This is a genomic window from Allobosea sp. GW823-FHT01F03, assembly GCF_058798075.1.
The window spans coordinates 3,268,444-3,283,010 of record NZ_CM179505.1 but is presented as its reverse complement, the minus strand read 5'-3'; the positions used below and the strand labels follow the sequence as shown (position 1 = coordinate 3,283,010).

Here is a 14,567-nt window from a genome sequence, read left to right as displayed (position 1 = left end):
GTCTGACCTACCGGGCCGGCCCTTCCGGCAGACTGGCGAGCAGGCCGAGCAGGGCCCGGTCGTGCAGCACGACCATGCGCTCCTTCGGCTTCAGCCAGATCGCCGCGTCCGAGACGGTCTCGGCATCGACCAGCTTCGCTTGCGCCACCGCCCGCTCGGGCTCGATCTCGCCGCGCCGGCGCGGCTGGACCTGCGGCAGCATGCTCTCATGCGCCGAGCGCAGCACCTGGTCGGCATGCAGCGCCACGAGCCCGTCGGCATCGTCATAGCCGGCCTTCATGAATTCGGCCTGCAGCGCGTTGGCGCGCGTCGCGATCGCCGGCGGCGCGCCTTCCTCGGGCGTGACGAGCAGGTTGTGCCGCTTCAGCCAGAGGCCGAGCGCCAGCTGGCCCGAAGCCCAGGACAGCGGGATCGCCAGCACGAGGCCGACGATGGTCGGCGACATCCAGGCGAAGAGCGAGGTCGCGATCATGAAGGCCGAGAGGCCGGCGATCAGGCCGAGCATGGTATGCGTGCGATGCCGCCGCACGATGTCCTTGAACGGGATCGAGCCGTCGTCGCGGCGCTGCGGATTCCAGCCTGTGTCGCGGCCGAGCAGGATCTGGAAGACCGAGCCGGACTGGATCACCATCATGATCGGCGCGAAGATCGCCGAGAACAGCACTTCGAGCAGGGCCGAAAGGGTCAGGCGGACGCCGCCGCCGCAGGCGCGCCGCAGCTTGCCGTCGAACAGCGTCAGCAGCAGCCCGAACAGTTTTGGCGCCAGCAGGATCGCCATGGTCAGCGCGAACAGGTTCAGCGCGCGCTCGGGATCGAAGCGCGGCCAGATCGGGAACAGCGTGAACTCATGGGTGAAGTATTCGGGCCGCGCGTAGTTGACCTGCAGCACGATCAGGATGCCGACCACCAGCTGCATCAGCCAGAAGGGCGAGGCGAGATAGGCCATCATGCCGGTGGCGAAATGCTGCCGCGTCGCCAGCGTCAGCCCCTTGGCGCCGATGACGCGCGAATGCTGCAGATTGCCCTGGCACCAGCGCCGGTCGCGCGTCGCGATGTCGATCAGCGAGGGCGGGCTTTCCTCATAGGAACCGGTCAGATCCGGCAGCATGTAGACCGACCAGCCGGCACGCCGGATCAGCGCCGCTTCGACGAAATCATGGCTGAGCACATGGCCGCCGAAGGGCGGCTTGCCCTTCAGGTCGGGCAGGCCGCAATGGTCGGCGAAGGCCTTCGTCCGGATGATCGCGTTATGGCCCCAGTAATTGCCGTCGCGCCCGGACCAGACCGCGAGTCCGGTCGCGATCACCGGCCCGTAGACGCGCGCCGCGAACTGCTGGAGGCGCGCGAAGAAGGTGTTGCGGTTGATGATCAGCGGCAGCGACTGGATGATGCCGGCGTCGGGATCGGCCTCCATCGCCGCCGCCAGGCGCACGATGCAGGTGCCGGTCATCAGGCTGTCGGCGTCGAGCACGACCATATGGGCGTAGTGCCCGCCCCAGCGGGTGACGAAATCGGCGATGTTGCCGGCCTTGCGGTGATGGTTCTTCGGCCGATGGCGGTAATAGATCCGCGCCTCCGGTCCCAGTCGCTGGCGCAGCGCCAGGAAGGCACGCTCCTCCGCGACCCAGATGTCCGGGTTGGTCGTGTCGGAGACGATGAAATAGTCGAAATGCTCGCCGAGCCCCGTCGCCTCGACCGATTCGCGGATCGCGGCCAATGCCGCGAAGGTGCGTGCCGTCGACTCGTTGTAGATCGGCATCACCACCACGGTCTTCTGGCTCAGCGTCTCGGCGCGCGGGCTTTTCAGCAGGCCGAACAGCAGGGTGACGAAGCCGAGGATCGCGCTGGTGAAGGCGAGCGCGATCCAGGAGAAGTTCACGGTGAACAGCAGGAGCAGCACATACTGCAGGAAGGTCGTGCGGCTGACTGACACGACATTGTACATCTCCCAGGCGCCATAGGCCGTCAGCGCCCAGGCGCCGCCGAAGACGAAGAGGCGCGCCAGCCAGGGCGTGCGCCAGGCCGACGGCGCAGCAGGAGCGCGCCGCTCCGCCCCCTTCCAGCGACGGAAGGACTGCACCGGCATGTCGAGCCTGTTCTCCGGCGGTGTCGCCTCGAAAGGCGCCGGCCAGGTCGCGATCTCGCCTTCCGGCTTGCGGACGATCTCGTCCACTGTCGCGTGCTGCGTGCTCACCATGTCCATCGATTCAACCAGGTCTCGGATACCGCCTGGCCGCCAGCGTCGAGAACCAGGCGAAGCTCCGAGAGATTCTCGTTGCCGGGGTCGACTTCGAAGCCGACGCGCATGGTCCGCCGCTCGGGGAAAGGCCAGAGGCGTAGATTATGCACCGCGCCGGGGGTGGCGGTCACGATCGCCCTCGTCGCGGCGACCAGCCCGGCATCGGCGAGCCGCTCCCCGGTGAAATCGACGATGAAGCGCCGGCGGCGGCCCTGCGTGCCGCGGCCCTGCCTGGTTCGGGTGGCGAGCGCCAGCGCCGGCCGATCCGGCGGTTGCCAGCACCAGGCCTGGCGATAGGCCACGGTCGTCTCGCTGCCAGCGGCGATCGGCTGTCGCGGCCGCCAATAGGCGATGATGTTGTCGTTGAGTTCGGAATCGGTCGGGATCTCGATCAGCTGGACCGAGCCCTGGCCCCAATCCCCGAGCGGCTCCATCCAGACGCTCGGGCGCAGCTCGAGTCGCTGGTCGTCGTCGAGGAAGGCATTGGGGTCGCGCTCGCGCTGCACCAGCCCGAAGCCCCGCGGGTTCGAATCCTGGAAGGAGGAGACCTGCAGATTGGCGGGGTTGCTGAGCGGCCGGTAGATCCACTCGCCGCTGCCGGACTGCATCTGGACACCGGAGAGTTCGTGCACGGCCGGTCGCACATCGTCGAAGGTGCGCCGGCTCTGCGGGCCGGCGAAGAAGGTGCCCATCGTGCAGCCGAAGCCGACATGATCGAGATTGGCGCGGGCGAACAGCGTCATCTCGACGTCGATGAAGGTCATGTCGCCGGGCCGCAAGGTCATGCGCACGGCGCCCGCGACGCTTTCGGAATCGAGCAGCCCGTGGATGATCAGCACGCCGGAGGCCGGGCTTGGCCGCTCGATCCAGAAGGCGCGGAAGAAAGGGATTTCCTCGCCGCGCGTTTCGCCCGGGCGCAGAATCAGTGCCCGGGCCAAGGCGCCGAAATTCTGGCCGCGAGCCAGCGAGCGGAAGAAGGTCGCGCCCTGGAAGGTCGCGACCTCGAACGGGCGCTCAAGTCCCGTCGCGACCCGAAATCCCGAGAATTGCAGATCGAGCCCGGCCGGGGGCGGGGTGACCCGGCCATAATCGAACTTGCCGCGGTCGAAAGCCACGCGGCGCACCACGTCATCCTCGACGGCGAACAGGCTGACCGGCGCCGAAAAGACATAGCCGCGATGCATCGGCTCGATCGTGAAGCCGCGATTTTCGCCGGCCCAGATCAGTCCGCCGGGCTGGGCCCTTATGCCGACATACTGATCATAGGGCAGGGTGGCGTAGCCCTCGGGCAGGTCGGTGGCAGTCAGCGGCACCATCGGGCGGCGCGACAGCATCCGCGCCGCTTCGACGACGAGCGAGGCTTCGAAGCGCTGGCCTTCGGCGATGACCGATTGCACCAGGCCCGCCCAGCTCGACTGGGCATGTGCCGGCGTGCCGGCCACCAGGCGCTGGGCGACGAGACCGGTCGCGGCAGCGCTCAAAAATCGACGACGATTCAAGGATTTCGACATCAGTTCCAACATGCGCCGTCGGCGGGCCGGCCGCTTTGCGCTTCTAGAGCATTTTGCGGCGAGCTGGAAAGCGCACGCCACTTTGTAAGGTGAAAAAAAGAGCCTCGCGGCTTTCGCAAGGCCATGCCCCGGATCGCTCGCCCCTTCCAGCCAAGGCTTTGCGGAAATTCCGCTTTCGCTTCGGCCGTCGACTTTGCCAAATCCGCCTCGGATCGGCTATCCACTCCCCGCGCAACACCCGCCTGCGCCGGACCGATGGCCGGCTTCGGACGTATCCGCGTCGACCGCTATTCTCCCGACAGCATGAGACTCGAAGATCATGACGGAAATGCAGCCCGCCCGAACCTGCCTCGCCATCATCCTTGCGGCCGGCGAGGGCACGCGGATGAAGTCGGCCCGACCGAAGGTGCTGCATGAGATGGCAGGGCGCTCGCTGCTCGGCCATGCGCTTGCGGCCGTTTCCGCCGCTGGAGCGGATTCGCTCGTCGTCGTCATCGGCCCGGACCGCCCGGATGTCGCCGCGGAGGTGAGCAGGCTCGCTCCGCATGCCAGGATCGCGGTTCAGGCCGAGCGCAAGGGTACGGCCCATGCGGTTCTCGCGGCGCGCGCCAGCCTGGCCGAGGATCATGACGACGTCCTCGTCGCCTTCGCCGACACGCCTCTGGTGCGGCCCGAAACCTATGCCGGCCTGCGGCAGGCGCTGCGCCAGGGCGCCGGTGTTGCGGCGCTCGGTTTCGAGGCCCGCGATCCGAGCGGCTATGGCCGCTTCGTCACCCGGGACGGTCAGCTCGAAGCCATCGTCGAGCATAAGGATGCGGATGCGGCGACGCGGGCCATCCGGCTCTGCAATGCCGGGCTGATGGCTCTCGATGGGAAGCGCGCTCTCGCCATCCTCGAGGCGATCGGCAACGCCAACGCCCAGAACGAATACTACCTGACCGATGCGGTCGAAGTTGCTCGCCGGCAGGGGCTGACGACCATCGCGCTGATCGCGCCGGAAGCCGAGGTGCAGGGCGTCAACGACCGCGCCCAGCTCGCCGGGGCCGAAGCCGATTTCCAGAAGCGCCGGCGCCTCGAGGCCATGGCGTCGGGAGCGACCCTCATCGCTCCCGACACCGTGTTCTTCAGCCATGACACGAGAATCGGCCGCGATGTCGTGATCGAGCCGAATGTCGTCTTCGGACCGGGCGTCAGCGTTGCCGACGGGGCGGTGATCCACGCCTTCTCGCATCTGGAAGGTGCGAGCGTCGGAGCAGGCGCGACGATCGGCCCCTATGCCCGGCTGCGGCCGGGCGCCGATCTCGCCGAGGGGGCCAAGGTCGGCAACTTCGTCGAGATCAAGGCGGCGACGATCGGCGCCGGAGCCAAGGTCAACCATCTCACCTATATCGGCGATGCGGAGATCGGCGCGGCCGCCAATATCGGCGCGGGAACCATCACCTGCAATTATGACGGCTTCTTCAAGTCGAAGACGATCATCGGCGAGGGCGCCTTTGTCGGCTCGAATTCGGCGCTGGTCGCGCCGGTGACGATCGGTGCAGGGGCCTATGTCGGCTCGGGGTCGGTGATCACCCGCGACGTGGCGCCGGACGCGCTGGCCGTCGCGCGCGGCCGCCAGGTCGAGCGCGAAGGCTGGGCGGCGGACTTCCGGGCAGCGGCGAAGGCCCGCAAGGCGGCGCGCTAGCCGGCTCCGCGCCGTCGCGTTCACAGTTCGACATTCATCGTGATTGGGCATTCGGCGCCGGGCGCATTATTGCGGACGGCAACGAAAACTTCCCGTGAGGCATAGGCATGTGCGGAATCGTAGGCATTCTCGGCAAGGAAGCTGTCGCTGGGCAGGTGGTCGAGGCGCTGCGGCGGCTCGAATACCGCGGCTATGACTCGGCCGGGGTCGCCACGCTCGAGCATGGCAGGCTCAGCCGTCGGCGCGCCGAGGGCAAGCTCAAGAACCTCGAGGTCCGGCTGTCGAGCGAGCCGCTCGACGGGCTGATCGGCATTGGCCATACCCGCTGGGCGACGCATGGTCGGCCGAACGAGACCAACGCCCATCCGCATGCCACCGCCAAGCTGGCGGTCGTCCATAACGGCATCATCGAGAACTTCCGCGAGCTCAAGGCGGAGCTCCAGGCTGACGGGCACGTCTTCGAGACCGAGACCGATACCGAGGTCGTCGCCCATCTCGTCACCCGCGAACTCGACCGTGGCAAGGACCCAGTCGCGGCGGTCGGCGCCTGCCTGCCACGCCTGCGCGGCGCCTTCGCGCTCGCCTTCCTGTTCGAGGGGCAGGAGGATCTGCTAATCGGCGCGCGCAAGGGCTCGCCGCTGGCCGTGGGCATCGGCGACGGCGAGATGTATCTCGGCTCCGATGCGCTCGCGCTGGCGCCCTTCACCAATCTGATCGCCTATCTCGACGAGGGCGACTGGGTGGTGCTGAATCGTGGTGGCGCAACCTTCTACGACGCCTCTGGGGCGCAGGTGGAGCGCCGCGCCCAGCGCGTCGCCGCCGGGGCCTTCCTGGTCGAGAAGGGCAACCACCATCACTTCATGGCCAAGGAGATCTATGAGCAGCCGGAAGTGGTCGGCCACACGCTGACGCATTTCGTCGACATGGCGAATGGCCGGGCCCGGCTGCCTTTCGACGCGCCTTTCGACTGGAAGGCCCTGTCGCGGCTTTCGGTTTCGGCCTGTGGAACGGCTTATTATGCTGGCCTGACCGCCAAGTACTGGTTCGAAAAGCTGGCGCGGCTGCCGGTCGAAATCGATGTCGCCTCCGAGTTCCGTTATCGCGAGGCGCCGCTGCCGGCGAATGGGCTCTCGCTCTTCGTCTCGCAGTCCGGCGAGACCGCCGACACGCTCGCCTGCCTGCGCTATGCAAGGCAGGAGGGGCAGCACGTCCTGTCGGTGGTCAACGTCCCGACCTCGACGATCGCCCGCGAGAGCGATGTCGTGGCGCCGACCCTGGCCGGGCCGGAAATCGGCGTCGCCTCGACCAAGGCCTTCACCTGCCAGCTGACGGCGCTCGCCGGCCTCGCACTGGCGGCCGCCCGTGAGCGCGGCACCCTCTCGGCCGAGCAGGAGGCACGCTACGTCCAGGAGCTGATCGCGCTGCCCGGGCTGATGGCGCAGGCCCTGACCCTGGAGCCGGAGATCGAGAAGCTCGCACGCAAGCTGTCGCGGGCACGCGACGTGCTCTATCTCGGACGCGGAACGGCCTTCCCGCTGGCGCTTGAGGGCGCGCTGAAGCTCAAGGAAATCAGCTACATCCACGCCGAAGGTTATCCGGCGGGCGAGCTCAAGCACGGCCCGATCGCGCTGATCGACGAGGAGATGCCGGTCATCGTCATCGCCCCGCATGACGCGTTGTTCGAGAAGACGGCGTCCAACATGCAGGAAGTCGCGGCGCGTGGCGGGCGGATCATCCTGATCACCGACGCCAAGGGCGCCGCCGAATGCGGCATCGAGCCCGAGACGACGATCATCATGCCGGAGATGGACCCGCTCTTCGCGCCGATCGTCTACGCCGTTCCGATCCAGATGATCGCCTATCAGACGGCCGTCTTCATGGGCAAGGACGTCGACCAGCCGCGCAATCTGGCGAAGTCCGTCACCGTCGAGTGAGCGCGGGCCGGGCCTGATTCAATCGCCGGCCGGCTCCGGCCGGCTGGCGACATAGGTGCCTGCCGCAATCAGGCAGGCACCGGTCACCCACAACGCGACCGGCGGCGCATCGCTCGCCGCCACCAGGGCGAAGCTCAAGGCCATCGAGCCGCAGGCGATGTACTTGGTCTTGCGCGCGATCGAGCCGGTCCGCCGCCAGGCCACGACCTGTGGTCCAAGTTTCGGATGGCCGAGCAGCCAGGCCTCGAAGCGCGGCGAAGAGCGCGAGAACAACCAGGCCGCTGCGATCAGGAAGATCGTGCCCGGCATCAGAGGCAGCACGAGCCCGATCACGCCGACGGCGGTCAGCACCCAGCCGGCGACGAAATAGAGGGAGCGGCGCCAGGGGCCGTGCTTTCTGGAAGGCTCGGACACGCGCGCCTTGTCGCCATCGGAGAATCAGGGGCTAGCCAGCAGCGGCTGCTAGGCTATCGTCGCATATTGCGGTGCAAGCTCGAAGCCCCGCAAGCCTTGGAACCGACCGAAGCCCAGGACAGTCGATGGCCGCAGCCCGCCCGCCCGATCCGCATCTCGTCGTTCATCCCGACATGCTGCGGCCGAGCTTCGGTACCAGGCTCCGCCGCTATTTCCTGACCGGGCTGGTGCTGGCGGCACCGCTCGCCATCACCGCCTCGGTGACCTGGTGGTTCGTGAATCTGGTCGATGGCTGGGTCAAGCCACTGGTTCCGGCGCAGTTCTGGCCGGACACCTATCTGCGCTTTCCGGTGCCCGGCTTCGGCGTCGTCATAGCCCTTGTCGGGCTGACCCTGCTCGGCTTCTTCGCCGCCAATCTCGTGGGACGCACGCTGATCGGCGCCAGTGAGGCGCTTCTCAACCGGATGCCCGTGGTGCGCGGGCTCTACAAGGGCGTGAAGCAGGTCTTCGAGACGATCTTCTCCCAGTCCGGGACCTCCTTCCGCAAGGTCGGCATGGTGCAGTTTCCGCAGCCGGGAATGTGGTCGATCGTCTTCATCGCCCAGGAAGCAGCCCCCGAAATCGCCGGTAAGCTGCCCGATAGCGACGAGCAGATCGGCGTCTTCCTGCCCTGCACGCCGAATCCGACCACCGGCTTTTTCTTCTATCTGCCACGGCGAGAAGTGGTCGAGGTCGCGATCTCGGTCGAGGAGGGCGCCAAGCTGATCATGTCCGCCGGCATGATCCAGCCCGGCGACGCTCTGGGACGCAACGGCGCCAATGGCAATGGGGGGCGGATCAGCCCTTGAGGGCGAGCCAGATCTCGACGACGCCATTGCCGGTCGCGGCGTCGAAGCGTTCGTCCATGCGTTCCAGGGTCGGCCCCATTGCGGGCTCGCGGCCGGACTTGGGCAGCCAGTCGCGCCAGATTGCCTCGAAGCTCTGCTTGATTGCGGTGATGTGGCCGCGATGCTCGAACACCGCATAGAGCTGCTCCGGCACACGCAGCCGCTCGAACTCCGCGGGCAGCTCGGAAAAGCTTGAGACCTCGGCGCCGGCGATGTAGTCGAAGGCGCCCTGATCGTCGCAATTATGGCTCGCGCCATAGGCGACATGCCCTACCTGTCCGGGGATATGGCCGAAATGCGGGGCGATCTTCTGCCAGAGCAGGGGGATTCCGGCGGTGTTCTCGACCGAGAAATGGCCGCCGAAACCGGCGATCAGCAACGGCTTGCCGGTGACGAGACGCGGCTCGCCGAGCGGGCTGGAGGAGATGGCGTTCATGGGTAGCGGCTCCACGAGGGTGAGCGAGGACAGATCGCGCCGGGCCCGCAGCTCTTCCGGCGTCAGGCCGAACTGCTCGCGGAAGGCGCGGGTGAAGGCCTCGTGCGAGCCGTAGCCCCAATCCAGCGCGACCGAGAGGATGTCGGGCGCGCCATTGGCGAGCTGGCGTGCCGCCTCCGTCAGCCGTCGCTCGCGCACATAGCGCATCACCGAACGGCCGGTCGCCACGCCGAAGGCGCGTACGAGATGGAACCGGGAGACGCCGCTGACCTCGGCGATCTCGTCGAGCGAGAGCGGCGCGGCAAAGCGGCTTTCGATGCACCAGAGCGCTTTCTTGATCGGATCCATTGGGGTCTCACGAAGCGCGGCCATGATGGCGCCGGCATGGCGCCGGCGCTTGATCGGGATTGCTGCCGGCTATTTTTGCAGCGTCTTGACGACGTCGAGAAAGGCCCGCAGCGCCGGCGGTACGGCGCGATGCCCGGGGTAATAGACCGCCACCCCTTCCGGAGCCGGCGCCCAGGCGGTGAGGATCTGGCGCAGGCGTCCCTCGACCAAGGCCGTCTCGGCGGCCGGGCTGGCGACATAGGCGATGCCGAGATCATTGATCGCGGCCTCCACCATCAGCTCCTCGTCGTCGAGGATGACCGGTCCGCCGACTTCGATCGTCAGCTCCTGCCCGGCCCGTTCGAACTCCCAGCGATAGAGCTTGCCGCTCGGCATCCGGTGGCCGATGCAGCGATGGCTCTCCAGTTCCTCCGGACTGCCCGGCTCGCCGAAGCGTTCCAGGTAGGCCGGTGAGGCAATGCAGATGAAGCTGATCGCGGCGCCGAGCGGCACGGCGACCATGTCCTTGTGGATCGATCCGGCAAGGCGCACGCCGGCATCGAACCCCGCCGATACAATGTCGACCAGCCGCCCTTCGACGACGATGTCGACGATGACGCCCGGAAAGCGCTCGGCCATCACGGGCAGCACCTCGCGTACCAGTAGCGTCGCCACCAGCCGCGGCACGTTGATCCGGACCTTCCCGGCCACGCTGCCGCGGAAGGTTGCGATGCTGTCGAGGGCATCGTCCAGGGTGGCGAGAGCCGGCTGAAGCCGGCCGAGCAGCTCGAAGCCCGCCTCGGTCGGCGAGACGCTGCGCGTCGTGCGGTTCAGCAGACGCACCCCCATGCGCTCCTCGAGGGCACGCATCGCATGACTCAAGGTGGACGGCGCCATGCCGAGCTCATCGGCCGCATGACGGAAGCTGCGCCGGGTGGCGACGGCCACGAAGGCCGTGAGGTCGTTGAGCGAAGGGCGGTTCATTGCTGGCTATCCGGCATCAACCCATACGGATTTTAGCGTCTAATCCGCACAATGCTTCGCCTCTATCTCATGCCGGTGTCAAACCGGGAGATGTGGAACATGCAGAAAACCTGGCTCATAACCGGCGTGTCGTCCGGGCTCGGCCGGCTCTTGGCGCAGAAGGTGCTGGCGCGCGGCGATCATGTCGTTGGAACCAGCCGCAGGGCGGATGCGCTGCCCGATCTGCGCGAGCGCTATCCGCAGCGACTTGGCATCGTCGCCCTCGAGCTTAGGGACCAGGCTGCCGTGCGCGCCGCGGTCGACCGTGCCTTCGAAGAGCGCGGTCGTATCGACATCGTCGTCAGCAATGCCGGCTATGGTCTCGTCGGCGCAGCCGAGGAGGTCAGCGACCAGCAGGTCCGCGACATCGTCGCGACCAATCTCATGGGTTCGATCACGCTGATCCAGGCGGCGCTGCCGCATCTGCGCAAACAGGGCGGTGGCCGGATCCAGCAGCTCTCGAGCGAGGGCGGGCAGATCGTCTATCCCGGCCTCGGTCTCTATCACGCGACGAAATGGGGGATCGAGGGCTTCGTCGAAACCGTGGCGCTGGAGGTCGCGCCCTTCGGCATCGAACTCACCCTGGTCGAGCCCGGTCCGACCCGAACGGAGTTCGGCGGTAATCTCGCCCACGCCGAAGCCCTCGATGCCTATGAGGAGACGCCCGTCGGCCAGACCCGGGCAGCGGTTCGTGGCTCCTGGGTGATCAAGGGTGACCCCGAGCGGGTGACCGAGGCGATGATCGGGCTCGCCGACCGGAAGGGACCGCTTCCCAGGCGGCTCGTGCTCGGCGCCGACGCCTATGCCCGCATCCGGAAGGCGCTCGGCGGCCGGATCGACGAGCTCGACAGCCAGAAGGAGATCTCGGTCGCGGCGGACTTCACCGAGGCCGAACTCGCGCGCCTCTGAACGCTGGTCCCGTCGGCCCGCCAAGCGAAATGCAACGGGATCTCAATTCAATTTCTCATTCGAAGATCATGAGGCAATGACATGCCCAAACGCGACGCGATTTTCCCAGCCGGCCGCCACGCCCTCTATGACGTCCATCAATATTCCGCCGCCATCCGGCATGGCGACCTGCTCTTCGTCTCCGGACAGGTCGGGAGCCGAGAGGACGGCTCGCCCGAACCGGTCTTCGAGGACCAGGTCCGCCGGGCCTTCGCCAATCTGCGCGCCGTGCTCGCGGCGGCGGATGCCAGTTTCGACGACGTGATCGACGTCACCTCCTTTCACACCGATCCGCAGACGCAGTTCGACACGGTTCTGGCCGTCCGGGCCGAGGAGATCGGCGAGCCGCCTTATCCGGCCTGGACGGCTGTCGGCGTGACCTGGCTCGCCGGCTTCGACTTCGAGCTCAAGGTGATCGCCCGCCTGCCGCCCAAAGCTGCCGAAAGAGCGCCGGTCGCACACGGCTGAGCGCGGCCTCAGCCCGCGCGGAGCAACCTGATCGCGACGTCGCGCTCGAACAGATAGAGCAGGGTCCTGATCGCCTGGCCGCGCGGCGTCTCCAGATTGGGATCGCGCTCGATCAGCAGCCGGGCATCGTCTCGGGCTGCCGCGAGCAGATCGCCATCGACCTCGGGCCGGGCGATGCGCCAGTCGGGCGAGCCCGACTGCTTGGTGCCGAGCACCTCGCCTTCGCCGCGCAGGCGAAGATCCTCCTCGGCGATGCGAAAACCGTCCTCGGTCTCGCGCATGATCGTCAGCCTCGCCTCTGCGACCGGCCCGAGCGGGCCCTTGTAGAGCAGGAGGCAGGTCGAGGCGGCCGAGCCCCGTCCGATCCGGCCGCGGAGCTGATGGAGCTGGGCGAGGCCGAAGCGCTCGGCATGCTCGATCACCATGACCGAGGCATTGGGCACGTCGACGCCGACCTCGATCACCGTGGTCGAGACCAGCAAGCGCGTTTGCCCGGCGACGAAGGCCGCCATCGCCGCATCCTTGTCGCGCCCCGGCATCTGACCGTGCAGCAGGCCGACCTTGTCGCCGAACGCGTCCTGCAGCGCCTCGAAACGCTGCTGTGCCGCCGCGACGTCGAGCGTGTCGGATTCCTGGACCAGCGGGCAAACCCAATAGACCTGCGCACCGGCCTCGATGGCGCGGCCGACGGCCCCGACCACCTCGTCATAGCGCTCGGAGGAGATCGCCTTGGTGGCGATCGGTTTGCGGCCCGCCGGCTTCTCCGAGAGGATCGAGACGTCCATGTCGCCGAACCAGGTCAAGGCGAGCGTGCGCGGGATCGGCGTCGCCGTCATCACCAGCACGTCGACCGCCTCGCCCTTGGCGCCGAGCAGCAGGCGCTGGTGCACGCCGAAACGATGCTGTTCGTCGACGACCGCAAGCGCGAGGTCGTGGAAGTCGACGCCCTCCTGGAACAGCGCATGGGTGCCGACGACGATGTCGATTTCGCCGCTGGCAAGCCCGGCCAGGACCTGGCGGCGTCCCGCGCCCTTTTCGCGGCCGGTCAGCAGAGCGAGCTTCAGCCCGGCCTTTTCGGCGAGCGGCGCCAGGCGCTCGGCATGCTGGCGGGCGAGGATTTCGGTCGGCGCCATCAGCACCGATTGCCGTTTTGCCTCGGCTGCCGCGGCCATCGCCATCAGCGCGACCACGGTTTTGCCGGAGCCGACATCGCCCTGCAGCAGGCGCAGCATGCGCTCGGGCTTTTCCATGTCGTCATGGATATCGGCGACGGCCTTGCGCTGGCCGTCGGTGAGCCTGAAGGGCAGGGCGGTTTCGATCGCCCGGCGCAGGGCGCCGTCGCCCGCCGTGACGCGGCCGGCCATCTTTTTCTGCTGGCGCCGGACGAGGGCGAGCGCGATCTGGCTCGCCAGCAATTCGTCATAGCCGACGCGCCGGCGCGCGATCGTGTCGCCCTCGACCGCCCTGAGGTCCGGCGGATGATGCAGCGCCTGCATGGCCGGCCGGAAGGCGGGAAAGCCGGCCTTGGCCAGAAAGCCCTCATCCTGCCATTCCGGCAGCTCCGGACAGCGCTCGGCCGCGCCGGCGACGATCCTGGCCATGATCCGCCCGCCGACGCCCTCGGTCAGGCGGTAGACCGGCTCGATCGAGGGCAGGGTTGCGGCGAGCTTGGGATCGAGCACCCGGTCGGGATGCACCATTTGGCGCATACCGTCCCAGAGTTCGAGCTTGCCCGAGATCAGCCTGTAGGCGCCGACGGGCAGGGTCTGGAGCAGATGGCGGACATCGGCATGGAAGAAGACCAAGGTCACGTCGCCGCTCTCGTCCTCGACGAGGATGCGATAGGGCGCCTTCGCCTTGCTCGGTGGCGGCGGGCGGTGCTCGCTCACCCGCGCTGCGAAGGTCGCGATCTCGCCGATCGGCGCCTCGGCGATGCTCTCGCTGGGGCGGCGGTCGACGGCGCCGCTCGGCAGATGGAAAAGCAGGTCGATGACGCGGGCATCATGGCTCTCGTCGCCGAGGAACTTGTCGAGCAGCTTGCCGAGCTTCGGGCCGACGCCGGAAAGCGCGGTGGCGGGGGCAAACAGCGGATCGAGGATCGAGGGACGCAAAGGAGCCGCTCACAGCATGTCAGGAGTGCGAGGATCGCGGCGCGGGCACCGCTGACTTCGTCGGATTCCCTCGCTATATAGCCCGCGAAGGCTGGCTCGGCGACGGGCCGGTCCATTCCGCATTCGCCAGCGTGAGGACAACGATGAGTGGCTCGACCCGCAGCAGCGCCGATCTCGACCCGCGCCGGCGCAAGATCCTGTTCCGCGCCTGGCATCGCGGCATGCGCGAGACCGATTTGATCATGGGCCGCTTCGCCGATGCGGAGATCGGCGGGCTGAGCGAGGCAGAGCTCGACGAGTTCGAGCGGCTGATCGAGGTGCTAGACCGCGACCTGCTGAGCTGGATCACCGGCGAGGCGGAGGTGCCGGAGAACTACGACAGCGCGCTGTTCCGCCGGCTGAAGGCGTTCCACAACCACACCAAGCCGATTCATGTGTGAGGGCTTGGCCTGCTCCCTTCATTGTCATTCCGGGGCTTCGCGCAGCGAAGAACCCGGAACCCACGACTGGGTGAGCGGCCAGGAACCACGCACCAGATGTTCCACTCAGTCGTGGGGTCCGGGTTCGCGCCTGCGGCGCACCCCG

At 67.6% G+C, this 14,567-nt stretch carries 12 protein-coding genes; 6 read left to right on the top strand and 6 right to left on the bottom strand.

Annotated features, from left to right (window positions below):
• Positions 1 to 7: 7 nt before the first annotated feature.
• Entirely contained in the window at positions 8 to 2,086 is a 2,079-nt protein-coding gene (gene mdoH / locus AC3RCC_RS15730) for a glucans biosynthesis glucosyltransferase MdoH (protein WP_492258791.1), read from the bottom strand.
• Between the two features lie 104 nt (positions 2,087 to 2,190).
• Positions 2,191 to 3,720 carry an OpgD/OpgG family glucan biosynthesis protein gene (locus tag AC3RCC_RS15725; protein ID WP_492255852.1) on the bottom strand — a complete coding sequence of 510 codons (1,530 nt, stop codon included), beginning with the start codon at positions 3,718 to 3,720 and terminating at the stop codon, positions 2,191 to 2,193.
• A 358-nt stretch (positions 3,721 to 4,078) separates the two neighbouring features.
• On the opposite strand from AC3RCC_RS15725, the gene glmU reads away from it, so the two are divergent.
• Positions 4,079 to 5,434 carry a bifunctional UDP-N-acetylglucosamine diphosphorylase/glucosamine-1-phosphate N-acetyltransferase GlmU gene (glmU, locus tag AC3RCC_RS15720; protein ID WP_465247556.1) on the top strand — a complete coding sequence of 452 codons (1,356 nt, stop codon included), beginning with the start codon at positions 4,079 to 4,081 and terminating at the stop codon, positions 5,432 to 5,434.
• Between the two features lie 107 nt (positions 5,435 to 5,541).
• Positions 5,542 to 7,368 (top strand): glutamine--fructose-6-phosphate transaminase (isomerizing), encoded by a 1,827-nt coding sequence (gene glmS, locus AC3RCC_RS15715; protein ID WP_452116269.1) that lies wholly within the window; start codon positions 5,542 to 5,544, stop codon positions 7,366 to 7,368.
• Between the two features lie 18 nt (positions 7,369 to 7,386).
• On the opposite strand, the gene AC3RCC_RS15710 is transcribed toward glmS, so the two are convergent.
• Positions 7,387 to 7,782, bottom strand: a complete 396-nt coding sequence (locus tag AC3RCC_RS15710) for a YbaN family protein (RefSeq protein ID WP_492255851.1) — start codon at positions 7,780 to 7,782, stop codon at positions 7,387 to 7,389.
• A gap of 125 nt (positions 7,783 to 7,907) precedes the next feature.
• On the opposite strand from AC3RCC_RS15710, the gene AC3RCC_RS15705 reads away from it, so the two are divergent.
• On the top strand, positions 7,908 to 8,630 hold the full coding sequence (locus AC3RCC_RS15705) for a DUF502 domain-containing protein (protein ID WP_291641727.1): 723 nt from the start codon (positions 7,908 to 7,910) through the stop codon (positions 8,628 to 8,630).
• On the opposite strand, the gene AC3RCC_RS15700 is transcribed toward AC3RCC_RS15705, so the two are convergent.
• Complete coding sequence (locus AC3RCC_RS15700; RefSeq protein ID WP_291641728.1) at positions 8,620 to 9,453, bottom strand: AraC family transcriptional regulator; 834 nt, start codon at positions 9,451 to 9,453, stop codon at positions 8,620 to 8,622. The genes AC3RCC_RS15705 and AC3RCC_RS15700 overlap by 11 nt on opposite strands.
• Positions 9,454 to 9,522: 69 nt before the next feature.
• Positions 9,523 to 10,416, bottom strand: coding sequence for a LysR family transcriptional regulator (locus AC3RCC_RS15695; protein WP_492255850.1), 894 nt, complete (start codon positions 10,414 to 10,416; stop codon positions 9,523 to 9,525).
• 99 nt (positions 10,417 to 10,515) lie between these two features.
• On the opposite strand from AC3RCC_RS15695, the gene AC3RCC_RS15690 reads away from it, so the two are divergent.
• Complete coding sequence (locus AC3RCC_RS15690; RefSeq protein WP_492255849.1) at positions 10,516 to 11,364, top strand: SDR family oxidoreductase; 849 nt, start codon at positions 10,516 to 10,518, stop codon at positions 11,362 to 11,364.
• Positions 11,365 to 11,445: 81 nt separating this feature from the next.
• Entirely contained in the window at positions 11,446 to 11,871 is a 426-nt protein-coding gene (locus AC3RCC_RS15685; RefSeq protein WP_492255848.1) for a RidA family protein, read from the top strand.
• An 8-nt stretch (positions 11,872 to 11,879) separates the two neighbouring features.
• On the opposite strand, the gene recG is transcribed toward AC3RCC_RS15685, so the two are convergent.
• Complete coding sequence (gene recG / locus AC3RCC_RS15680) at positions 11,880 to 13,982, bottom strand: ATP-dependent DNA helicase RecG (RefSeq protein WP_492255847.1); 2,103 nt, start codon at positions 13,980 to 13,982, stop codon at positions 11,880 to 11,882.
• A 143-nt stretch (positions 13,983 to 14,125) separates the two neighbouring features.
• On the opposite strand from recG, the gene AC3RCC_RS15675 reads away from it, so the two are divergent.
• Positions 14,126 to 14,422, top strand: coding sequence for an FAD assembly factor SdhE (locus AC3RCC_RS15675; RefSeq protein WP_291641733.1), 297 nt, complete (start codon positions 14,126 to 14,128; stop codon positions 14,420 to 14,422).
• Positions 14,423 to 14,567 lie beyond the last annotated feature (145 nt).

Bases quoted from the DNA above. Each gene is read 5' to 3' on its own strand.
- mdoH (WP_492258791.1), bottom strand. From the start codon at position 2,086: ATGCCGGTGCAGTCCTTCCGTCGCTGGAAGGGGGCGGAGCGGCGCGCT.
- glmU (WP_465247556.1), top strand. From the start codon at position 4,079: ATGCAGCCCGCCCGAACCTGCCTCGCCATCATCCTTGCGGCCGGCGAG.
- glmS (WP_452116269.1), top strand. From the start codon at position 5,542: ATGTGCGGAATCGTAGGCATTCTCGGCAAGGAAGCTGTCGCTGGGCAG.
- AC3RCC_RS15705 (WP_291641727.1), top strand. From the start codon at position 7,908: ATGGCCGCAGCCCGCCCGCCCGATCCGCATCTCGTCGTTCATCCCGAC.
- AC3RCC_RS15700 (WP_291641728.1), bottom strand. From the start codon at position 9,453: ATGGATCCGATCAAGAAAGCGCTCTGGTGCATCGAAAGCCGCTTTGCC.
- AC3RCC_RS15695 (WP_492255850.1), bottom strand. From the start codon at position 10,416: ATGAACCGCCCTTCGCTCAACGACCTCACGGCCTTCGTGGCCGTCGCC.
- AC3RCC_RS15690 (WP_492255849.1), top strand. From the start codon at position 10,516: ATGCAGAAAACCTGGCTCATAACCGGCGTGTCGTCCGGGCTCGGCCGG.
- AC3RCC_RS15685 (WP_492255848.1), top strand. From the start codon at position 11,446: ATGCCCAAACGCGACGCGATTTTCCCAGCCGGCCGCCACGCCCTCTAT.
- AC3RCC_RS15675 (WP_291641733.1), top strand. From the start codon at position 14,126: ATGAGTGGCTCGACCCGCAGCAGCGCCGATCTCGACCCGCGCCGGCGC.